At 38.8% G+C, this 22506-nt stretch carries 22 protein-coding genes and 1 pseudogene; 22 read left to right on the top strand and 1 reads right to left on the bottom strand.

Annotation, left to right across the window (positions count from 1 at the left end; all coding sequences use genetic code 11):
- Positions 1 to 404: 404 nt before the first annotated feature.
- From IGI37_RS16215 to IGI37_RS16135, 17 genes are all read left to right on the top strand, one after another.
- On the top strand, positions 405 to 1535 hold the full coding sequence (locus IGI37_RS16215; RefSeq protein ID WP_438763098.1) for a 1-propanol dehydrogenase PduQ: 1131 nt from the start codon (positions 405 to 407) through the stop codon (positions 1533 to 1535).
- A 172-nt stretch (positions 1536 to 1707) separates the two neighbouring features.
- The gene (gene eutS, locus IGI37_RS16210; RefSeq protein WP_438763097.1) at positions 1708 to 2055 is read left to right on the top strand and encodes an ethanolamine utilization microcompartment protein EutS; all 348 of its coding nucleotides are present in this window, start codon (positions 1708 to 1710) and stop codon (positions 2053 to 2055) included.
- A 26-nt stretch (positions 2056 to 2081) separates the two neighbouring features.
- Complete coding sequence (locus tag IGI37_RS16205; protein WP_438763096.1) at positions 2082 to 2654, top strand: ANTAR domain-containing response regulator; 573 nt, start codon at positions 2082 to 2084, stop codon at positions 2652 to 2654.
- Positions 2654 to 4126, top strand: a complete 1473-nt coding sequence (locus IGI37_RS16200) for a sensor histidine kinase (protein WP_438763095.1) — start codon at positions 2654 to 2656, stop codon at positions 4124 to 4126. The genes IGI37_RS16205 and IGI37_RS16200 overlap by 1 nt, the downstream gene beginning before the upstream one ends.
- A gap of 146 nt (positions 4127 to 4272) precedes the next feature.
- Positions 4273 to 5697 carry an ethanolamine ammonia-lyase reactivating factor EutA gene (gene eutA / locus IGI37_RS16195; RefSeq protein WP_438763094.1) on the top strand — a complete coding sequence of 475 codons (1425 nt, stop codon included), beginning with the start codon at positions 4273 to 4275 and terminating at the stop codon, positions 5695 to 5697.
- Positions 5698 to 5714: 17 nt separating this feature from the next.
- Positions 5715 to 7079 (top strand): ethanolamine ammonia-lyase subunit EutB, encoded by a 1365-nt coding sequence (locus IGI37_RS16190; RefSeq protein WP_438763093.1) that lies wholly within the window; start codon positions 5715 to 5717, stop codon positions 7077 to 7079.
- An 18-nt stretch (positions 7080 to 7097) separates the two neighbouring features.
- Positions 7098 to 8021 (top strand): ethanolamine ammonia-lyase subunit EutC, encoded by a 924-nt coding sequence (gene eutC, locus IGI37_RS16185; RefSeq protein WP_438763092.1) that lies wholly within the window; start codon positions 7098 to 7100, stop codon positions 8019 to 8021.
- 12 nt (positions 8022 to 8033) lie between these two features.
- Positions 8034 to 8687, top strand: coding sequence for an ethanolamine utilization microcompartment protein EutL (gene eutL / locus IGI37_RS16180; RefSeq protein ID WP_438763091.1), 654 nt, complete (start codon positions 8034 to 8036; stop codon positions 8685 to 8687).
- Between the two features lie 15 nt (positions 8688 to 8702).
- Positions 8703 to 9299, top strand: coding sequence for a BMC domain-containing protein (locus tag IGI37_RS16175; protein WP_438763090.1), 597 nt, complete (start codon positions 8703 to 8705; stop codon positions 9297 to 9299).
- Positions 9290 to 10762 (top strand): acetaldehyde dehydrogenase (acetylating), encoded by a 1473-nt coding sequence (locus IGI37_RS16170; protein ID WP_438763089.1) that lies wholly within the window; start codon positions 9290 to 9292, stop codon positions 10760 to 10762. Before IGI37_RS16175 ends, IGI37_RS16170 begins: the two co-directional genes overlap by 10 nt.
- 50 nt (positions 10763 to 10812) lie before the next feature.
- Positions 10813 to 11100: an ethanolamine utilization microcompartment protein EutM gene (eutM, locus tag IGI37_RS16165; RefSeq protein WP_438763088.1), complete on the top strand. Its 288-nt coding sequence runs from the start codon at positions 10813 to 10815 to the stop codon at positions 11098 to 11100.
- Positions 11101 to 11269: 169 nt separating this feature from the next.
- Positions 11270 to 11923 carry a hypothetical protein gene (locus IGI37_RS16160; RefSeq protein ID WP_438763087.1) on the top strand — a complete coding sequence of 218 codons (654 nt, stop codon included), beginning with the start codon at positions 11270 to 11272 and terminating at the stop codon, positions 11921 to 11923.
- A 14-nt stretch (positions 11924 to 11937) separates the two neighbouring features.
- The gene (gene eutD, locus IGI37_RS16155; RefSeq protein ID WP_438763086.1) at positions 11938 to 12561 is read left to right on the top strand and encodes an ethanolamine utilization phosphate acetyltransferase EutD; all 624 of its coding nucleotides are present in this window, start codon (positions 11938 to 11940) and stop codon (positions 12559 to 12561) included.
- Between the two features lie 15 nt (positions 12562 to 12576).
- The gene (locus IGI37_RS16150; RefSeq protein ID WP_438763084.1) at positions 12577 to 13179 is read left to right on the top strand and encodes a hypothetical protein; all 603 of its coding nucleotides are present in this window, start codon (positions 12577 to 12579) and stop codon (positions 13177 to 13179) included.
- Between the two features lie 12 nt (positions 13180 to 13191).
- Positions 13192 to 13455, top strand: coding sequence for a EutN/CcmL family microcompartment protein (locus IGI37_RS16145; protein ID WP_438763083.1), 264 nt, complete (start codon positions 13192 to 13194; stop codon positions 13453 to 13455).
- Positions 13456 to 13466: 11 nt separating this feature from the next.
- Entirely contained in the window at positions 13467 to 14573 is a 1107-nt protein-coding gene (gene eutH / locus IGI37_RS16140) for an ethanolamine utilization protein EutH (RefSeq protein ID WP_438763081.1), read from the top strand.
- Entirely contained in the window at positions 14566 to 15009 is a 444-nt protein-coding gene (locus IGI37_RS16135) for an ethanolamine utilization protein EutQ (protein WP_438763080.1), read from the top strand. Before eutH ends, IGI37_RS16135 begins: the two co-directional genes overlap by 8 nt.
- Before the next feature lie 220 nt (positions 15010 to 15229).
- Here IGI37_RS16135 and IGI37_RS16130 read toward each other — a convergent pair whose 3' ends face one another.
- Positions 15230 to 15877 (bottom strand): diphthine--ammonia ligase, encoded by a 648-nt coding sequence (locus IGI37_RS16130; protein ID WP_438763079.1) that lies wholly within the window; start codon positions 15875 to 15877, stop codon positions 15230 to 15232.
- A gap of 280 nt (positions 15878 to 16157) precedes the next feature.
- Between IGI37_RS16130 and IGI37_RS16125 the strand changes: the two genes are divergently transcribed.
- The 5 genes and pseudogenes from IGI37_RS16125 (at position 16158) to IGI37_RS16105 (ending at position 22120) form a co-directional block, all read left to right on the top strand.
- Complete coding sequence (locus tag IGI37_RS16125) at positions 16158 to 16922, top strand: class I SAM-dependent methyltransferase (RefSeq protein WP_438763078.1); 765 nt, start codon at positions 16158 to 16160, stop codon at positions 16920 to 16922.
- A gap of 243 nt (positions 16923 to 17165) precedes the next feature.
- Positions 17166 to 18344, top strand: coding sequence for an MFS transporter (locus IGI37_RS16120; protein ID WP_438763077.1), 1179 nt, complete (start codon positions 17166 to 17168; stop codon positions 18342 to 18344).
- 240 nt (positions 18345 to 18584) lie between these two features.
- The gene (locus IGI37_RS16115; RefSeq protein WP_438763673.1) at positions 18585 to 18659 is read left to right on the top strand and encodes a putative holin-like toxin; all 75 of its coding nucleotides are present in this window, start codon (positions 18585 to 18587) and stop codon (positions 18657 to 18659) included.
- A 407-nt stretch (positions 18660 to 19066) separates the two neighbouring features.
- A pseudogene (gene sstT / locus IGI37_RS16110) lies at positions 19067 to 20327 on the top strand (serine/threonine transporter SstT).
- Between the two features lie 692 nt (positions 20328 to 21019).
- The gene (locus IGI37_RS16105; protein ID WP_438763076.1) at positions 21020 to 22120 is read left to right on the top strand and encodes a tyrosine-type recombinase/integrase; all 1101 of its coding nucleotides are present in this window, start codon (positions 21020 to 21022) and stop codon (positions 22118 to 22120) included.
- Positions 22121 to 22506: the final 386 nt, after the last annotated feature.

Genomic DNA, 22506 nt, shown 5'->3' with positions numbered 1-22506 from the left:
TTAATCCCATATTTATGCACGATGGCGTGCTATTGGGGATTTTGGGCTGGTCTTTCAAGGTAGAAAGAGATTTCAAGTACAATGAGGTACTGCTATATTCCCATTTTTTATTGACAATTTATCTAGAACGTTGTAGTCTATGACTAAAGTTACGTGTACAACGGAGTATACATAAAGAAGCAAAGTCGCTTCAAATAAACGAGCTCAGCTCGCTTATTTGAAGCGTTTTTTGTTAGCCAAGAATTATGGAGGATAAACAGCAAGGAGTAACTTGCGAGTGACTTGTTTCTACTTGGTTATATTTGTGTAGCTGAAAGAATCGTTTCGTTTATAGATTATAAGAAGTGATTACTTTACTCTTTGGTAGCACAGCTTTATTTTATTTAGAGGAGGAAGGAACGGACATGGAAAAAATTCATTTTCCCACTCAGTTATGGGTCGGTGAAGATGCACTAGCAAATCTTGCAGTGCTTAAAGGAAAAAAAGTCTTTATTGTGACGGATCCATTTATGGTTGAGTCAGGACTAGTTAATCAGGTGACCACGCATTTAGAAGATAGTGAGATTCAAATCTTCAGTGATATCATTCCCGATCCACCAGTAGACAAGATTGTTTCAGGAATCAAACAGATGGCTGAATTTGGTGGTAACACAATCGTTGCCATTGGTGGGGGTTCAGCAATCGATGCAGCAAAAGCGATGAAGTTTTTTGGGAAGAAAACGATGAACTTAGACATTGAACAATTTATTGCGATTCCAACAACAAGTGGAACCGGATCAGAAGTGACTAACTTTTCAGTCATCACTATTGCTGAAACGGAAACAAAGATTCCACTAGTAACAGATGAGATTCAGCCGGATATTGCTATTTTAGATACTAGTCTTGTGATGAGCGTTCCGCCAAAAATTACGGCTGATACAGGTATGGATGTGTTGACTCACGTGATTGAAGCTTATGTTTCAACAAATGCGAATCCAATCGTTGATGCACTTTGTGAAAAAGTAGTAAAAATCGTTTTTAACTATTTGGAGATCGCGTATGTGGATGGGTCGAACAAAGAAGCAAGAGAACAAATGCATATCGCCTCTTGTATGGCTGGCATGGCATTCAATGTGGCATCATTAGGATTAAATCACGGAATTGCTCATGCGGCAGGTGCTCGATTGCATGTCCCTCATGGACGAATGAATGCTATTTTATTACCAGAAGTGGTGGCTTTTAATAGCGGTTTGGAAAATGGTCAAGCGCATCAAACGGAAACTGCGAAACGTTATATGGCCTTAGCTAATTGTCTGGGGCAAAATCAGACAACGAATCCTCGCCTGGGCGTTCAAAACTTGATTCGTCAAATCAAACAATTACGAAGCAAACTTAAAATGCCGAGTACCTTTATCGAGTATGGCTTAAGTAGTCAAGAGGTCAAAAATCATGCAGAAGCTATTGCAACAGCAGCACTTTCTGATGGGTGTACCAAAACAAATCCTCGAGTCCCTACACAAGACGATGTGTTAAAAATTTTGGCAACCATTTCATAAACAATCAAGATTGCGATTGACAGTCTATGAGAGATAACATATAATTGACGTAGCACAACGGCGTGCTTCAAAATTTAAGAGCAAAGATGCTCCTTAGTAGAAAGCGAAAAGTTAATCTTTTGCGTTTTTTATTGAGGATTTTTTATTTGCCAAATTAAGGGAGCGAGTCTGGTTGGAAGAAAAACAACGAATGATTCAAGAATATGTTCCTGGAAAACAAGTGACATTAGCGCACATTATCGCTAGTCCAAACAAAGAAATTTATACGAAGCTAGGCTTACCTGAAGGAACGAGTAATGCATTAGGAATTCTTACGATCACTCCAAGTGAAGCTGCAATTATCGCAGTTGATATTGCAACGAAGAGTGGAGATATCAAGATTGGTTTTATTGACCGATTTTCTGGATCAGTAGTTATTTCTGGTGATGTTAGTTCAGTAGAAGCTGCTTTGCAAGCTGTCTTAGATGGGTTGCAACAAATTTTGAATTTCTCTGTCACCTGTAGCATAACCAGAACATAGGTTTTGAAAGGCGAGGGCGTGAAAAGATGGATGGAAGAATTGTAATAGTCGACGATGAACCTATTACGAGACTAGATATTCGTGATATTGTAACAGAAGCAGGATATGAAGTAGTTGGTGAAGCGGCAGATGGCTTTGAAGCAATTGAAGTTTGCAAAAAAACGCGGCCTGATTTGGTGTTGATGGATATACAGATGCCAATCTTAGATGGGTTAAAAGCAGGGAAAAAAATTGCGCAAGACCAATTAGCAGGAAGCATCGTGTTTTTATCTGCCTATAGTGATGTTAGAAATACAGAAAAAGCGAAAAAACTTGGCGCATTAGGGTATTTGGTAAAACCTTTGGATGAAAAATCATTAATACCTACAATTGAGATGAGTATCGAAAGAGGCAAACAAACCAAAACCCTATTAAATCAGATTGATAAGTTGAATCTAAAACTAGAAGAACGTAAAGTGATTGAAAAAGCAAAAGGGATTCTAGTAAAAGAGAATGACATTTCTGAGGAAGATGCCTATCAAATGTTGAGAACCTTGAGTATGAATAAACGAGCACGTATGAGTGAAATTGCTGAGTTGATTGTAATGGATGAAGAGTAATGGAACGAATAAACGCTTTATGCCAACAATATACGAGTTTGTCCGAAGCAGACATCAAAGAGCTTCGACGAACAGCAACCTACTTGTCAGAAACGACACTTTATCAATCCGCAGATGTCTTCATTGATGTGTATAATGAAGTATCTCAGCAAGCGCTTGTTATTTATCATAAACCACCACAGACCATGCCCTCTCTTTATAATGAAGATGTTGTTGGAATGGAAGCATTGCTAAAGAATGAACCTGGTGTTCTTAGAACCATGCAGACGAGTTTAAATAGTATTGGTTTATTAGCGGTGACACAAGAAAATTGTTTAATTAAGCAAAATATTTATCCTATTCGAAATGAGCATCGAACGATTGGTGTGATTATTGTGGAGATGGCTGCTGAAGAGGAAATAAAAGCAGATTTAAAAAAAGAAGAACTCCACAATTATGGAGAGATTGCTGATGTGGTCAAGTCAACGAAGCAAATGGATGCTTTGTTTATTGATCAGATAGAAGAAGCGGTTCTGATTTTTGATGCAAATGGTAATTTATTGATTACCAACCATAATGCCAAGAGACTTTATCGCAAACTAGGTTATCGGGACAACATTATAGGTATGCATTATGATAATTTGACGGTCGATTATACAACATTTGAATATGTTTTATATCAAATGAAGTACAAAATGGAGGGCTCATTTACTGAAGAGGAGTCCACAATTCTTGAGAATGAGATTGTTGAAAATGAAACAACCTATCTAAGCTATTTCTTTAAAATTCGTAAGGTTTGGATAGAGTCTGAATCTCGACTGATGGTTATTATCCAAGACAACACAGAGTTTAAAGCGAAAGAAGCAGAAATTATTTCCAAATCAGTGGCGATTCGTGAGATTCATCACCGAGTGAAAAATAATCTGCAATCGGTTGTTTCGCTTTTGCGGATTCAAGAACGGCGGACACAAAGCTCTGAAGCAAAAAAAGTTCTTAAAGAGAGTGTGAATCGAATTATGGCCATTGCCGCCACTCATGAATTACTGTCAAAGCAAGTCGAAGATGATGTTGCGTTAAGACAAACGATTGAAGCGGTTATGTATAATTTTCGCCACTTGTTCCAAAGCTCAGATTTAATTGATATGACACTTGAGGTTGATGAATCGATTATGGTATCGAGTGAACAAATGGTTACTATTTCGTTAGTGATTAATGAATTGCTACAAAATATTTTTGATCATGCGTTTGCTTCAAATCAAACCGGTTCGATAAAGGTTTTAGGTACGATTGAGAACAAGTTGATTTCAATTACGGTTACGGACAACGGCAATGGATATGACGTTCGGCAAAAAAACGAAAACAGTTTAGGTCTGATGATTGTAAAAAGTTATGTCAAGGATAAGCTGAAAGGTAAAATTAAAATTGAATCCAGTAAACAGGGAACAAAAACCTGTTTCTATTTTGAACAGAACACCAGTGATGTTGTTCGTTGAGTAAGCAATGGCGCTTAAAGAAGAGTAGAGAAATTTTCTATGGCTTCTTTAGGCGTTTTTTTATGAGGGAAGATCAAAGGACTGCCAATCATAAGCAGTAGCTAGTGATTTGAGTGAGATGTTTTAGTAAGAAAGGAGGAAAATACATGGCTAAAGAGACAATTTTGACTGTCGGGATTGATTTGGGCACATCAACAACTCAACTTGTTTTGGCTGAGCTGACGGTGGAGAACTTTGCTTCAGCTTTTACTGTGCCAAGAATTACTATCTCTGATAAAAAGGTTGTTTATCGAAGTGATATCATGTTTACCCCTTTACTGAGTCAAACAGAGATTGATGATGAACCAATTAAACGATTTGTTTCCGAACAATATCAAAAAGCTGGAATTCAAAAACAAGATATCCAGATGGGCGCGGTCATTATCACTGGAGAGACAGCACGTAAGTCGAACTCTAACAAAGTATTACAAGCGTTAAGCGGTTATGCTGGTGATTTTGTTGTTGCAACAGCGGGGCCTGATTTGGAAAGCATCATTGCTGGAAAGGGAGCTGGTGCACAAGACTATTCGGTTCACCAAAATGCACCAGTTGTTAATTTGGATATTGGAGGAGGCACCACGAACTTAGCTGTTTTTAAGGAGGGTGAAGTAACAGATACCGCCTGTTTTGATATTGGTGGGCGTCTGATTAAGGTGGATGAGAATCAACGAATTGTCTATATCGCACCAAAGATCAAGGAAATCATTGCAGGGAAAAACCTTTTGATAAAAGAAGGTGACCAAGCAAGTACCAAGAGTTTAGAACCAATTATCTTGGAGCTAGTGAAGGTTTTAGAAAATAGCATCAATATTGGTGAGAAAAGTCCTTACTATGAGTTACTCGTGACAAATCACGGCTTACGTATGATAGAGACTTTGCCAACAGTAACTTTTTCTGGTGGAGTCGCTGATTGCCTAACGAATCAAGATGACAATCCATTTAAATATGGTGATATCGGATTATTGTTAGGCCGCAGCATTCAAAACTCGCAGATTTTCGCACAAAAGCAGGTGCTACCTAGTATCGAGACGATTCGAGCAACCGTCGTGGGCGCGGGTTCACATACAGCTGAAATCAGTGGTAGTACTATTGCTTATCGCGAACAGATTTTACCTGTAAAAAACATTCCTATCCTAAAATTGACAACGGATGATGAAAATTTATCAGTTGACGGTATGGCGCAACGAATTTATGAAAAATTAGATTGGTATCGCTTAGAAGGAACCCCACAAATTGCTTTAGCGGTTAAAGGATTAGGCAATCCAAGCTTTGCGGATATTCAACGATATGGAAAAGGCATTGTTAAAGGGCTTGACGAACTAGTTCAGGCAAACATTCCCGTGATTGTGATTGTAGATGAGGACATGGCGAAAGCTTTAGGACATGCAATTAGTGCCAACCTGCCCGCTAATTATCCATTCATCTGTATTGATTCAGTCAAGGTTGAAAATGGTGATTATGTTGATTTGGGAATGCCAGTAGCAGAAGGTGCGGTATTACCAGTCATTGTAAAAACGTTAGTATTTAATTAAAAGGAGCGATAAAAGGCATGATTTTAAAGACAAATTTATTTGGAAAAGCGTATCAATTTTCTTCCGTAAAAGAGGTCTTGGCAAAAGCCAATGAAGAAAAATCAGGTGATAAGTTAGCTGGAGTAGCAGCGAATTCCTCTGAAGAGCGAGTAGCAGCAAAAGTCGTATTGGCTGAGTTAACTTTAAATGACTTATTTAACAACCCAGTGGTCGATTACGACGAAGATGAAGTAACACGAATTATCATCGATCAAGTCAATATTCGAATTTTTGAATCTATCAAGCATTGGACAGTTGCAGAGTTACGTGAATTTATTTTATCGGATCAAACAACTGACTTTGATATCAAACGAATTTCTCGTGGCTTAACTTCAGAAATGATTGCAGCTGTTTGTAAACTAATGTCGAACATGGATTTGATTGTTGGTGCGAAAAAAATTCATATCGAAAAAACAGCCAATACGACAATTGGTAGACAAGGAACCTTCTCAAGTCGTTTGCAGCCGAACCATCCAACTGACAACGTTGATGGGATTATGGCTTCTGTCATGGAAGGTTTGTCTTACGGTGCAGGAGATGCGCTGATTGGATTGAACCCGGTAGATGATTCAACAGAAAGTGTTAAACGAATCTTAGACAAATTTGAAGAATTCCGTAGTGACTGGGATATTCCTACTCAAACCTGTGTTCTTGCTCACGTGACAACACAGATGGAAGCGATGCGCCAAGGGGCTTCGACAGGCCTTGTGTTCCAATCTATTGCAGGATCTGAAAAAGGAAATACTGCGTTTGGTTTGAATGCTGAGACGCTTGCAGAAGCGCAAGACCTTGCATTACGTAGTGGTCAAGCAGCTGGACCGAATGTCATGTATTTTGAAACAGGTCAAGGTTCTGAACTTTCATCTGAGGCCAACTTCGGTGCTGATCAAGTCACAATGGAAGCACGTTGTTATGGTTTGGCTAAGAAATTTGATCCTTATATTGTCAATACGGTAGTCGGGTTTATTGGACCTGAGTACTTATATGACTCTAAACAAGTGATTCGTGCAGGGTTAGAAGATCACTTTATGGGCAAATTAACTGGGATTTCAATGGGCTGTGATGTGTGCTACACCAACCATATGAAAGCTGACCAAAATGATATGGAAAACTTGGCTATTCTATTAGCAACAGCCGGTTGTACGTATATTATGGGCATTCCTCATGGAGATGATGTGATGTTGAACTATCAAACAACTGGATTCCATGAAACGGCGACTATTCGTGAAACATTCGGTCTACGTCCAATCAAAGAGTTTGAAGAATGGATGGAAAAAATGGGCTTAATGGAAAACGGAAAATTAACAAGTCGTGCTGGCGATGCGTCTGTATTTATTAAATAAGAGAGGTGACAACAAGAGATGAACGAAAAAGAATTAAAATCAATGATTGCATCTATTTTGAGTGATATGGTGGATGAACAAAAAACGTCGACTGAAACGTCGTCAAAAAATGGACAGTCAAGTGCTTCTGTGGCAACGTCAGTTAAGCCAACAGCGTCTAGTGAAATTGAAGAAGGCGTGATTGCAGACATTACAGCTATCGACTTACGTAAACAGTTATTGCTAAAAAATGCAGAAAATCCTGAGGGACTGCTAAGAATCAAAGCTTATTCTCCTGCACGGATAGGTGTGGGGCGTGCGGGTACACGTTATTTAACTTCATCTACTCTACGTTTTAGAGCGGACCATGCGGCAGCACAAGATGCAGTCTTCTCTGATGTGAGTGAAGAATTAGTTAAAGAAATGAACTTTGTCGAAACACAGACTATCTGTCAAAGTAAGGACGAATATTTAACTCGTCCGGACTATGGTCGCCAATTTGATGAGGAAATGGTGGAGGTGATTCGAAAAAACACTACACCTAAAGCAAAGGTTCAGATTGTTGTTGGAGATGGCTTAAGCTCTGCTGCTATTGAAGCCAACATCAAAGAAGTATTGCCTTCAATCAAACAAGGATTAAAAATGTACGGGTTAGATTTCAACGAGGTTGTTTTCGTGAAATATTGTCGTGTACCAGCGATGGATAAAATCGGCGAAGTGACCGACGCAGAAGTGGTTTGTCTGTTAGTAGGAGAACGTCCAGGATTAGTTACAGCCGAATCGATGAGCGCTTATATAGCTTATCGACCAACAGTTGGCATGCCAGAAGCGAGAAGAACAGTGATTTCAAATATCCATAAAGGCGGAACGCCAGCTGTTGAAGCGGGAGCATATATTGCAGAAGTCATTAAAAAGATGCTAGATAAGAAAAAATCTGGGATTGAATTAAAAGAAGCCGAATAGGAGGGAACTTCAGTGAAAAATGATCGCTTAGGAGCAAGTGTATTAAGTATGAAGGTGATTCCCAATGTTGATCCTGCATTGGCAAAAGAGCTAGGATTAAAGCCGGAGCAACGTTCTTTAGGAATTGTTACATCTGACTGTGATGATGTGACTTATGTGGCATTGGATGAAGCGACAAAAGCAGCAGATGTTAAGGTTGTATATGGAAAAAGCATGTACGGCGGCGCAGGTAATGCTTCAACCAAGCTTGCAGGAGAAGTTATTGGTATTATTGCGGGTCCTAGTCCAGCAGAAGTGAATAGCGGATTATCAGTAATTACGCAAGTGATTGAAGAAGAAGCTAGCTTTTATAGCGCAAATGAAGAGGATAGTATCGTCTATTTTGCTCATGTTGTTTCTCGTACAGGAAGCTTTTTATCTGAACAAGCCAATATCAAAGAAGGCGAAGCAATTGCTTATCTGATTGCCCCACCACTAGAAGCGATGATTGCTCTTGATGCTGCCATGAAAGCAGCCGATGTGCAAATGGGTGTTTTTTATGGCCCCCCATCAGAAACAAACTTTGGTGGCGCATTATTAACTGGCAGTCAATCGGCTTGTAAAGCAGCTTGTAGTGCGTTTGAACAAGTGGTGCAATCAATTGCCGACAATCCTTTAGGATATTAAGGACGTGTATAGACAATGAAAGCATTAGGAATGATAGAAGTTCGTGGGTTCTTAGGAGCAGTTAGCGTAGCAGATGCGGCGTTAAAAGCAGCAGATGTGACGCTATTAAAAGCTGAAATCATCAAAGGTGGGTTAACCACTGTTGAACTTCTTGGCGATGTGGCAGCAGTTAATGCGGCAGTTGAAGTGGGCGCAGAGGTTGCCAAAGAGTTAGATTGTCTAATTGCTCAACATGTGATTTCTCGAATTGATCAACAAACGGAACTGATTTTATCAAAAGAAGAGCCTGAGATGGATGAAAAAGCGAATGCTTCAACAGTTACTGCTATGACAGCTACAACTGTTGAGGAAGAGCAGTCTTCACTAGCCATAGAGAGAGAGAGTAAAGAATCAGTGATTACTAGCTCTGAGGTAAAAGGGGAAGGGAAAAAAGAATCAGCAGATCAGCTCTTATCTGAATTGAAAAGTCAAAAGGTTGTCGACTTACGAAAGAAAGCCTACAAAATGAATGTTTCAGAACTAAAAAAAGGCGAAATTAAATTTGCCAACAAACAATCGTTAATAGATGCCATTATGGCTGAAATAGAAAGAAGTGAAAGTGATTGGAATTAGCAGATAAAGACTTACGTTCCATCCAAGAAACTAGATATTTACTCAAAGAGGCGAAAGTAGCACAACAAGTATTAGCTACTTTTTCACAACAACAAATTGATAAAATTGTTCAAGCTGTTTCAGAAGCGACCTTTGCTCAACGCGAAAAACTTGCAAAAATGGCGAATGAAGAAACTGGCTTTGGGCTATATGAAGATAAAATCATTAAGAACGCATTTGCTTCGAAGGTTGTTTATGATGAGATGAAAGACAAGAAGACAGTTGGCGTTATCAATGAAGATGCAAGTAAAAAAGTTACAGAAATCGCTGTACCAGTTGGTGTTGTTGCTGGACTAATCCCTTCAACCAATCCAACTTCAACAGTTATTTATAAAGCCTTGATTTCATTAAAGGCTGCAAATGCTATTGTCTTTTCACCACATCCCAACGCATTAAAATCAATTGTTGAGACAGTCAGAATTATTCAGCAAGCAGCAATCTCAGCAGGAGCACCAGAGGGGTGTGTATCTGTCATTACGACGCCAACGATGCAAGCAACCAGTGAATTAATGAAAAGTAATGATACGAATTTGATTCTTGCAACAGGTGGGAATGCGATGGTCAAAGCGGCGTATTCTTCTGGTACGCCAGCAATTGGTGTGGGTCCTGGGAATGGTCCAGCTTACATCGAGCGTAGTGCCAATATTCCAAGTGCCGTACGTGACATTATGGATTCTAAAACATTTGACAATGGGACGATTTGTGCATCAGAACAATCAATCATTGTTGAAAAAGTAACTCGTGAAGCGGTTAAAGCAGAGTTAATCAAACAAGGGGCTTATTTCTTAGGAGCAGATGAAGCGGATAAATTAGCGAAATTTATTCTTCGACCAAATGGGACAATGAACCCACAAATTGTTGGGCGTTCTGTCCAGCATATTGCTTCATTAACTGGTTTGTCTATCCCAGCCGATCGTCGAGTGATTATTGCTGAGGAAACCAATGTCGGCCCTAAATATCCATTTTCAAGAGAAAAATTAGCACCAATTTTGGCTTTTTATACAGTGGAAAACTGGCAAGAAGCTTGTGATCTTTCAATTGAAATTTTGCAAGGTGAAGGAGCCGGCCATACGATGTGCATTCACACTGAAAATAAAGAAGTGATTCGTGAATTTGGTTTAAGAAAACCTGTTTCACGCTTATTAGTTAACACACCTGGAACATTAGGTGGGATTGGTGCTTCAACGAATATCGTTCCAGCTTTAACCTTAGGCTGTGGCGCGGTTGGTGGAAGCTCGACTTCAGATAATATTGGGGTAGAAAATCTATTTAACTTGAGAAGAGTGGCTTATGGAGTGAGAGGATTAGCAGAAATTCGCCAAGAGTTTGGCAGTACTACTGAAACAACTTCTGACCAGCTCTCAGGAGACAAAGATGCGCTCGTAAATTCTATCGTTGCGCAAGTATTAGCTCGATTACAATAATTTGTAATATATAAATGTAAACAAACACAAACACTTAGGAGGAAATTATAATGTCAAGTACAAACGCTTTAGGAATGATCGAAACTCGTGGTTTAGTAGGTGCTGTTGAAGCAGCAGATGCAATGGTTAAAGCAGCAAACGTAACACTTATTGGAAAAGAACAAGTAGGTGGCGGTTTAGTCACTGTAATGGTTCGTGGGGATGTCGGTGCTGTAAAAGCAGCAACTGATGCAGGTGCAGCAGCAGCAGAACGTGTAGGAGAATTATTATCTGTTCATGTAATTCCTCGTCCACATACAGAAGTTGATGCTATTTTACCGCACGCAAAAGAAATTTAATTAGACTTCGAGCTGAGGTAACCTTCATGTTGCCTCAGTTCATTTCTATAGACGTAATTTTTTTGAAACAGGGTTTGTTAGTCAGAGAATGGCGAAAGTTATTGTTGAGGACTAATTTGCGACTAAAAAGGCGCTTGATTTTGTTGCACTTTTCTTGAGGAGGAGAGTTATGTTGGTAATTACAGAAGAGATACTTCGTAAAAAGTTCTTGAAGAAGGAACTTTTTGAGGGGTCTGAATTTATTGTGGATGTTGACAGCTTTCTAACCCCAGCCGCAAAAAGTTATCTACGAGAGCATCAAATTCATATAAAAACTGGTGAAAAAAAGACTATTTTTTCAAATGCAAGAGAGAAAGAGCCTTACGTTTCAAAGGGGAAAACAGAAGCAGTTACAGAAGCTAAGTATGGACGAGACGATGCTAATAAGCAATGTAGACAATCATCTCAAGTCTCTCAATTATTGAACGTGTTGACTCTTGCTAGCTTTGAAATCCGACAATTAGCGAATTTATTTTATTTTCCGCTTTTAGAGGATACCAGTTTTACTTGGGAATGGTGGTTCTATTTTGAATACCAACAAAAATGGTTAAAGAAGTTCTGCTTATTTCAAGAGGATTTTGAGGCTAAAGAAGTGATTTGTCCGAATACAGAATTGACACTAAATCGGGTAAATCAACGGCTATGGAAGTATTCGAGAGACGAAATAGATAACCAAATAGATAAAATTCAATGTTTGCTAGAAGAAGTCCCCGTGGCTTCAGCTATATTTAAAAAATGGTCACACCAATTGCGTGAAGCAATTCATCTGGCTGAAAATAAGTAGGAGATGGAACAAAAGTGGATTCATTAAACGAAATTGTAGAAGAAGTTGTGCGAAGAGTACAAGCTCAAAGCCACTCTTTTGAAGTGGAGGCTTCCGGGCGTCATGTGCATTTATGCCGAAAAGATATAGATATATTGTTTGGTGAAGGATACCAACTTACTAAGGTGAAGGAATTATCTCAGCCGGGGCAATTTGTTTGTAAAGAACGGATCACAGTAGCAGGACCTAAAGGTGTCTTTCAAAATGTCGTTATTTTAGGCCCAGAAAGAGCCGAGTCACAAGTGGAAGTATCTATGACGGATACACGTATCTTGGGAATTAATGCACCAGTTCGAGAAAGTGGGAAAACAGAAGGAACGCCAGGTGTTGTATTGATGAATGGCGCTTCTGTAAGCAATCTTAAACAAGGTCTAATTGTAGCAAAACGTCATATTCATATGACACCAGAGCATGCACAAAAAAACAAGGTTACAAATGGTCAAATTGTACAGGTCAAAGTGGAAGGTACTCGCTCACTCATTTTTGATGATGTGGTGGTTCGAGTAAGTCCTAAATTTGCTACGTACATGCATATTGATTATGATGAAGCAAATGCTTGTGGGTTAGGCAAAGGAACACGAGGGTATATTATTTTATAAGTGAGGTGAAGAAAGATGAAAGTTTCAGAAATTGAAAAAATTATTCAGAGCGTTTCTGAACAACTTTTCGCAACCCTATCACTACCAAAATGTGTACTCGCATTAGACCAAGAGGCGACTCTTTTTCCCAAAGAGTTATTTGCGGAATTTCCGGAAGGCTCCTCATGGACGACGGCTAATCAAAAGAGGGTGAATGGGTTAATTGTTAGAAGGTTATCCATTTCACAATTATCAGCTATTGCCAATCTACAGGTCATTGATGAGGTGACACAAAGGGTCTCTGCTTATTTACTTTCTGGAAAGCCAATATTGGTGATGGAATCAGAAAGCATTCAATCGAGACGAATGAAAAAAAGATACCATTTAAGTAAAACAATCAGTGAGATGGAAGAGCGTTGCCATTCATATGGTCTGTATTTTTACCAAACACGTGGTTCTTCTGAGGCTTTTTTTACTGAATGTCAGAAAACAAGAGCCGTAACTGATTTACAAAAACGTTCTTACATTACAGAGAGTCAATTAATAAGGATGATCCAAAATCAAGAGGCGATTCCAACTGATAGTCACTTAACACCTTTAGCAAAGGATTATGCGATTGCTCATCATTTGCTTAAATAAGGAGGAAACAACATGCTCTTGGGGAAAGTTACAGGAAGTTTATGGTCAACGAGAAAAGATGAAAAATTGAATGGCTGTAAGTTTATGATGGTTGAAATTATCAATCAAAAAGAAGAAGGACAAGGATTTATGGTTGCTGCGGACAATGCAGGTGCTGGAATTGGAGACCATGTGTTGATTACGCAAGGAGCAGCAGCACGAATTTCAGCTGAAAATTTAGAGGTGCCAATTGACGCGATGATTGTTGGTGTCGTGGATTCAATGGAAAATGAATAAGGAGGACTGTCATGAGTATTAATGAAATTATTATGTATATAATGGTTCTTTTCATGATTATTGGAGGAATCGATAAGTGTATCGGGAACAAACTTGGAATTGGGGAGAAATTTGAGGAAGGAATCATGTCTATGGGGTCTCTTGCTCTATCCATGGTTGGAATTATTACCCTAGCCCCCGTTCTGGCGAATATCCTTAGTCCGATAATTGTACCCGTTTACGAGATGTTAGGTGCTGACCCAGCTATGTTTGCAACGACTTTACTTGCCAATGATATGGGCGGATTTGCTTTAGCGCAACAATTAGCCAATGATCCACAGGCAGGGTTATTTGCAGGCGCTATTTTGGGGGCAATGATGGGTCCAACTTTGGTCTTTACGATTCCAGTAGCGTTAGGAATCATTGATAAAGAAGATCAACAATACCTAGCAACAGGTGTTTTAAGTGGGATTATTACCATTCCGATTGGTTTGTTAGCAGGTGGGATTACAGCAGGAATGCCATTGTCTTTAATTTTGCCTAACCTAGTCCCAATCGTTTTAGTCGCAGCATTGATTATTCTTGGGCTACTATTAGCACCAAAAGGGATGATTAAAGGATTTAACATTTTTGGCCAAGGAGTCGTTATCGTGGCGATTTTTGGGTTAGTGATTGGGGCAATTCAGTTATTGGTAGGCGTTACCGTGATAGAAGGAATCGCTCCTGTAACAGAAGGAATCGAAGTAGTAGGTGGGATTGCATTAACTTTAGCTGGTGCTTTTTGTTTAGTTGCAGTGATTACTAAAGTATTCAATAAACCATTAATGAAATTTGGTAAATTATTAGGAATGAATGAAGTCGCTGCTGCAGGTATGGTTGCGACGTTAGCTAATAATATTCCAATGTTCCAAATGTTAAAAGATATGGATACTCGTGGGAAAATTATCAATATTGCGTTTGCGGTATCCGCTTCATTTGTTTTAGGAGACCATCTAGGCTTTACAGCAGGTGTTGCCAAAGAAATGATTTTCCCAATGATGGTTGGGAAATTAGTCGGCGGCTTTACAGCGATCTTTGTTGCTATTTTTATGGCAAACCGATTAAGCAAAGAAACAAAAGGAGAGATAGATAATGACTGAATTAAATCGTGAAATGATTGAAGCGTTAGTTCGTCAATTAGTGACGGAAAAACTAATGCCAACCAAACAAGTGGATCCAAGCGGAATTATGTCTATCAAGCTTCCTGAAATAGATGTTTCAGAAGAAGACCGTTTAGATACTGGGAATCCAGCAGATATTGTCTATACAAAGGATTTATTTTCACTACAAGAAAGCCCACGCTTAGGTTGCGGGTTGATGGTAATGAAGGATACGACGTTTGATTGGACACTAGAGTATGATGAGATTGACTACATTATTTCAGGGCAGTTGGATATCATCATTGACGGACGAACGATTTCGGCAAAAGCAGGCGAAATACTTTTGATTCCAAAAAGCAGTTCTATCCAGTTTTCAGTTAAAGGCGATGCTCGATTTGTCTATGTCACTTATCCAGCAGATTGGCAAAGTCAATAATAATCGGCATTTCTCTATTGCCTTTAGCAATGGATGGATGCTGGAAAAAGCCCTACTCTATCTCGTTTCATGAAAGACAGAGTGAGGCTTTTTTGACTATTCATAAGCTTATAGGTAGATATGAGAGAAATTGCCTTTTCTATGAGTTCAGTTTACCAAAAAATTAAGTAATGGATTGATAAGAGGGAGCAGGTTGAATGGCAAATTTGTTATTTTATCACTATCGGATAATGAGGGAGTACGCATAGTCACTTTCATAAATGCCCTCTTCAATATAGTCAATTCTTTTTGTAAATAGTGGCCCATCAATTACTAAAGTATGGTATTCGCCGTTTTCTCCACAGACATCTAAGTCATGTTCATTTAAGTAACTAAAAAACTCTTGGGTCAAGGGTTGTCCGAGAAAATGAAGAGGAATATCGGAAGCCTTACTTATTGTTTTGATTATAGCTATAAATCCTCTATTCATAAACTCTTCAACAATTTGTTGTCGAGGTTCTTGCCATAAGGGTAATAAGGGGATGAGTCCTGCTTTTTTTGCTGTCTCACTATCCCATTGTCCATTCTGTTCAATGTCAATATCACCGAATCCACATACTGTGGCACCTTGCGTCCTCATTTGTTTCAGGGCAGAAACCATTTTGTCTTCATAATTTTCAGCATTATTTACAACTTTCACTAGTGGAATGTTTAAGCTGTCAGAAATTTTTTCTAAGATTTGTGGTGGAATACCATGAAACCAAGAATAATCAACTGCGTCATTCATACTGGTAATTAACCCAATAGGTTGGCCACCCTCTCGTAGCATTCTATCTAAGGCTAGCATACTATCTTTTCCGGAACTAAAACATAAACAAAATTTTTCCATCAAATGTACTCCAATCGTTGTATTATTAGTAAATTTTAACATATAATGGAAGGATAGAGAATGAAACCGTTTGAATTGACAAAAGGGAATTTTTGAACTCAATTGAATAGACAACAATAACCTTAGAAGGGAGTACAGATTTTATGTACACAGTCCGAGATAACTCCTCGATATAGCTGATTTTGATAGGCTCTATATCGAGGGAAGATCGTTTCCTATCAACAGAATTGGCTATATCGTTTTTGTTCAAAATTAACATTATGAATGAGGAGATATAGAAATGAACAATCAAAAAAAATTAATCAATTGGAAACAAAGTGAAGAGAACCAGAAAAACTTTCGAGGGTGGGATTTTTCTTACCTTGATGGCAGATATGAGATGGGGGAAACGCCATGGGATTATCGTTCGTTTGTACGGAACTATCTAACAGCGGAATCTCAGCTATTGGATATGGGAACAGGTGGTGGTGAGCTCCTTCGTTCATTTGAGCATCCGATGAAGCAAACGGCGGTCACAGAAGGTTGGTTACCGAATTACGAATGGCTAAAAAAAGAGCTATCGCCACAAGGAGTCAATGTGCAATTTGTCGATGAGGATGACCGATTGAATTTTGCAGATGAATCGTTTGATCTTGTCAGTAATTCTCATGAATCATTTTCTATAGATGAAGTGTTGCGTGTCTTAAAACCAGACGGCTATTTTGTCACCCAACAAGTGGGAGACTTGAATGGTATTCAACTTTCCTCAAAACTGATTCCGGGATTTCAAAAGCTTTCTTTTCCGCTACATTTATCGACGGTTGTAGAACAGCTGCGACAAAAAGGCATGACCATTCTGTATGCAAATGAGTGTTATCCAGTACAGCGGTTTTATGATATGGACGGGCTGATTTATTATGTAAAAACAATTCCCTGGGAGTTTCCTAATTTTTCTGTTGAAACAAATTTTAAGGAGCTTCTGGCTATTGAGGAAGAATTAGTTCGCCAAGGGTATATCGAAAGCAGAGAGCATCGGTTTGTTGTGGTAGCTCAGAAAAACGTCTAAATAAATCAAATATAGCACCTCCTTAACGCTTAATCAAATCGTTTAGGGAGGTGTTTTTTGGTATAGATTCTGCTCTTTTTTCTTCTTGTTTTTGTGAATAAATAATGAGCAAATTTTAATTTGAAAAGTAAGTGAAAAGCCGTGCTTAATTTTTGTAAGTGTTATAGAATTGGCAACAGGGTTGTATGGAATTTACAACGAATAAAATGGACACGTAGCCCATTTTTTTTGGAGGGTAATCAAATGAAAAAGAAAAATAGTATGATGTATTTGGCGATTTCGAACTTATTTTTAGTCTTTTTAGGTGTTGGATTAGTGATTCCAGTGATCCCACAATTAAAAGAGCAGATGAACTTTTCGGGTGCGACGATGGGGATGATGATTTCGATCTTCGCAATTGCCCAGTTAATTACTTCACCTATTGCGGGGATTTTATCAGATAAAATTGGGCGAAAAAAGATGATTGCCACAGGGATGTTGATATTTTCTCTCTCTGAATTGCTTTTTGGTCTGGCGCAATCGAAAAATGGTTTTTTTGTTTCTCGTGGCTTAGGGGGGATTGCAGCAGCGTTGATTATGCCTTCTGTAACGGCTTTTGTCGCAGATATGACGACTATTGCTGAGCGACCAAAAGCGATGGGGATGGTCTCAGCGGCGATAAGTGGTGGCTTTATTATTGGTCCTGGAGTCGGTGGGTTTATTGCTTATATGGGGATTCGAGTGCCCTTTTATGTCGCTGCTGTTCTGGCGTTGCTGGGGTTTGTGTTAACATTGACTGTTCTCAAGGAGCCAGACAATCGTCAGCTAGCAGCCATCGAAGCGAAAAACAAACAAGGATCATTTAGGACGATTCTAAAAAATCCGCTGTTCACCTCATTATTCGTGATTATTTTGATTTCTTCTTTTGGTCTGCAGGCTTTTGAGTCAATCTACAGCATTATGGCAACGATTAATTTCTCATTTACGACCGGAGAGATTGCCTTAGTGATTACAGTCAGCGGTGTGCTTGCGTTGATTTGTCAGTTGTTCTTTTTTGACGCGATTGTCCAAAAAATCGGTGAGATGGGTCTGATTCAGTTAAGCTTTTTTGCCAGTGCCTTATTTATTGCTATTATTGCCTTTACAAGTAGCCATTTAATTGTCATTCTATCAACGTTTATTGTCTTTTTGGCGTTCGATTTGTTTCGCCCAGCAGTTACTACTTATTTATCAAAGCATGCAGGAGATAAGCAAGGAACGATTAATGGCTTAAACTCGACTTTTACCAGCTTTGGCAATATTTTAGGTCCAATGGCAGCGGGGTATCTGTTCGATATTAATCACTTTTTCCCTTACTATATATCAGCAAGTATTCTTTTGGGAACAGGCTTTCTGTCCCTGTTTTTGAATCGGAAAAAGAAGACACACATCGATGCAAGTTAGAATAGTCAACGAAGGAAAGGCAACATCAATTGTTGTCGTGTTAATCTGAATTTCATCTTGATATAGGTTATGGATAGGAATGTGAAAAAAGCGTTTCATTGGAGAACATACGTGCTATATGTGGGCAGTAGAATAGTTTGTGGCGGTGGCTACTCAGGGGGTGGTTATTTATCATTATGATAATCTTCCTACTTCTCGAAAGGAGTAGCAGGTTTGTCTGTTGCTGAAGCAATCGGATGAATGTTCCAATTTGGAATGTTCACCCTTCTATTAGTTGCCTTAATGGTGACTATAAGCAAAATGAACAAAAAATAAGACCTGTCACAACTTTAGCCAGTTGACAGGTCTACAATAAATAAATCTAGCTACCGTCTAAAACGGTTCTGCTTAAGAGAGGTATGTTGACGCATATCTCTCTTTTCATGTACATAGTAACACGTTTTAACAGAAAAAACTATTTGTTTTGATCAACTATGGAAGGCGTTTTATTGAAAATAACAAGTTGTTCAATCATTTGTAACAAAGTTGTCGGCGAATTGTTAAACGGTGAAAAAAGTAGCGACGATTTTGGAAGCACGAGGTGGCTATTCATTGCTTTCTACAGCTCTTTTTTGCTGCTCTTTCATAAAATTTACTCTGTTATTTGTAATGGTTCTAGAATTTTGGTATAATTTTCTGAAAATTACAATATAAATTTTATAGGGGAAATGGTGAATGTTTAGATGAAAGTTGTGAAGGGGTGGAATCGGTTTTCACTGATTCAGCAGATTATTGTCGGAATTGTTGTTGGGATTATATTAGGAATGTTGGTGCCAACGTGGGGTGCGATTGGCGTGTTGGGCGAGATATTTATTGGGGCATTAAAAGCAATTGCGCCGTTGTTGGTCTTTTTCTTAATCGTTGAGTCGTTGTCCAAACATAAAAAAGGCACAAAAACACATATGAAAACAGTCTTTGTGTTGTACATTATGGCGACACTTGTCGCAGCATTTGCGGCTGTTTTGGCCTGTTACATATTTCCAGTGAAGTTAGTTTTACCAGATGCTTTTACGGGTCAAGAAGCGCCGGATAACCTGGGTGCGATTTTAACAGGAATCTTAACGAATGCGGTCTCTAATCCGATTCGGGCATTGATGGAGGGCGAATACTTAGCCATTCTGTTTTGGGCTAGCTTGATTGGTTTTAGCTTGCGTAGCTTTAGTGAAAGTACCAAAAAAAGTTGTTAGTGATTTGTCTGGAGCTATTTCAAACGTTGTCCAAATCATTATTCGTTTTGCGCCGTTTGGGATTATCGGTTTGGTCTTTAATTCAGTCGCAGAAGTTGGGGTCAGCGGACTGGCCGAGTATTCAAAAATTATCTTACTAGTGGTGGGCACAATGTTGGTCGTTTCGTTCATCGTTTATCCATTGATGGTTTTTGTGCTACTGCGTCAAAATCCCTTCCCATTAACGATTTACACAATGAAGGAAAGTGGCATTCCGGCCTTCTTTACGCGAAGCTCGGCAGTTAATATTCCAATCAATATGAAGCTTTCTGAGAAATTAGGCCTAAACAAAGAATCCTATGCGATATCTATTCCTTTAGGCGCGACAGCCAATAGCGGTGGGGCAGCGATTACGATTTCGATTATGACGCTCTGCACAGCACATACGTTAGGCATGGAGATTCCTTTTACTCTGGCTTTCCTACTGTGTTTGTTGTCGGCTATTTCTGCTACGGGTGTCTCTGGAATTGCCGGTGGGAGCTTATTGTTAATACCATTAGCTTGCAGTTTATTCAACATTTCCAATGATATTGCCATGCAAGTGGTGGGTGTTGGTTTTGTGATTGGTGTCATTCAAGACTCGGTAGAAACAGCGGTAAATTCAGCCAGTGATTTATTATTTACGGCAGTTGCCGAATTTTATGATCTGAAAAAAGCTGGCAAGCCCGTGAATATTAATCAGCGAGTGAAGGATGCAATAGCCGGTGATGAGAGATAAGTAATTAGCCTACAAATTAAAAATTGAAGAGCACAGATAAGGATTGTGACCTAATTAAAATAGGTGGCAATCCTTTTTTTGTATGCCAATGGATTAGACCAGTCAGTGGAGTCTACTTATAGAAACAGACAACTTTTTCTGAGACGTATACAGGCATCTGTGGGATGAGATCGTCGAATGAGACTTTCTAATTCATTTCTTATATATTCTAAACAAATAGAAATGAACTAGTTTATTGTCAGCAAAAAAATTTGATTTCACAATGGTAGTAGGAGGTGCACATTTTCAATTTGCGGAAGGAGTGGAAGTTTAGCATAGATAAAGGAGGTAATAAGGAATAGTCTATAGAATCAAACTGGGGATTTGTTTATTTTGTAGGGGAACAGAGAAAATCAAGTTTGACTGGGAAATAGCGTGATTTATAAGTTGTTATTTTATTTTTGCATGTTCTATAAACAAAAAAACTTTCTTAGAACCATTACTTCTAAGAAAGTTTGTAATATTTAGGTATAATTTATCCTCATTTAGAATGATTATCCATTCAAAGCATATTATATACACCCTGTTTTTTTATGTCAACCATTATTTTTGCTAAAATATGAAATATTTTATTATAATATGAACATTTTTAGGTATTTTCATTCACCGTCAGAATCGCCGTCAAAAATAGGATGCAGTAAGGAGAGAGTTAAATGAGTCGTAAAGGAGAAAATATTTATAAACGCAAGGATGGACGTTGGGAAGGTCGTTACATTAAAGGCCGAAAGAAGAATGGGGAAGCACATTATGGATATGTTTATGCATACTCCTATCGAGAGGTTCGCGAAAAACTGATTCCTTTAAAAAAACAAACGCTTTATGCTAAACCAGTTGGGAGTCAACAATATGTCTGTCATTGGCTTCAGCAGTGGTTAGAGGAACAAGAAGGAGAGGTTAAGCCCTCGACTATTTCAACTTATGGGTACAAGATGCAGCGGTATGTCCTGCCAGTGATTGGACAAAAACAGCTGTGTGAATTGACTAGTGAAGGGCTTCAATCGTTAGTAGCTGTTTGGAAAAACGAGTTTCAGCTGGCACCGGCAACTATCTTAAGTACATTCCAAATTCTCCAGAAGGCCTTAAGATGCGCCTATCAAAAAGGCTTTTTATTAGTCGATGTGTGTAAAGGCGTCTCGCTACCAAAACGAAAGAGAGGTCGAATTCATGCCTTGACTCGTGTGGAGCAGCAGCGCTTGATGAAAGCTGCGGTGAAGGACAAAAAAGGGCTCCCGATTTTATTGTCGCTTTATACAGGTCTTCGAATTGGTGAAATTGCTGCATTAGCTTGGAAGGATATTGACTTTGAGAGTCAAGTGTTGCATGTTCAACGGACCTATCAACGAATTCCTAAAGCAACAGCGAGGCAAAAGACCGAGCTGTTATTAAGTGAAACTAAGTCGATTACTGGACAACGCCCAGTTCCATTGACTAAAAAGCTAACTCGTTTATTGAAAAAGTGGAAAGACCAGTCCAAAGGGCCCTTTTTATTCATGCAAAATGAGCGCCCGATGGAACCTCGTTTGTTGACGTATCATTTTAAAAAGATTGCTGAAAAAGCTCACTTAGCTCATATTCATTTCCATCAGCTACGTCACACATTTGCGACTCGCTGTATGGAAAGTTCAGGTGATGTTGTTTCAGTGAGTGCTTTATTGGGACATTCTTCAACGAAAACAACCTTAGATGTCTATGTAGATTCGTTTCTAGAGCAACGGCGACAAGTGATTACTATGCTAGAAGGTGTGGCTATTTAAAAAATACGGTCGTTATTATAATTTTCCCTACCTGTAAAAAGAAAGCGCTAACCAATGGCGGTTTTTATTATTTTTTACGTATTGACGAAGGGATTAAAGAGTAAGGATTCTCTTTTCGCCGTCATTTCGCCGTCAACTTTTTCCTCACTTTTAGAATACACAAGTCTTTTCAATCTATTCTTAGAAGTAATGGTTCTAAGAAATAAAAGGCTTATTTTTTTCTAATTAGAATAACCCTATCTATTTAAAAATTTACTCATTGGGCGCCTATTAATAACCGAATTACTTTGTAAAATAAATCCGTTTATTTTACAAAGTAATTCGGTATTGGATTTCCCCATTATAAAAAACAATAAGGGAGAAGTCTACTAATAAATTGATAGGAT

The sequence above is a fragment of the Enterococcus sp. AZ194 genome, assembly GCF_051713825.1.
Lineage (GTDB): Bacteria > Bacillota > Bacilli > Lactobacillales > Enterococcaceae > Enterococcus_K.
The sequence above is the reverse complement of the archived record's forward strand: the minus strand, read 5'-3'. Positions and strand labels throughout refer to the sequence as shown.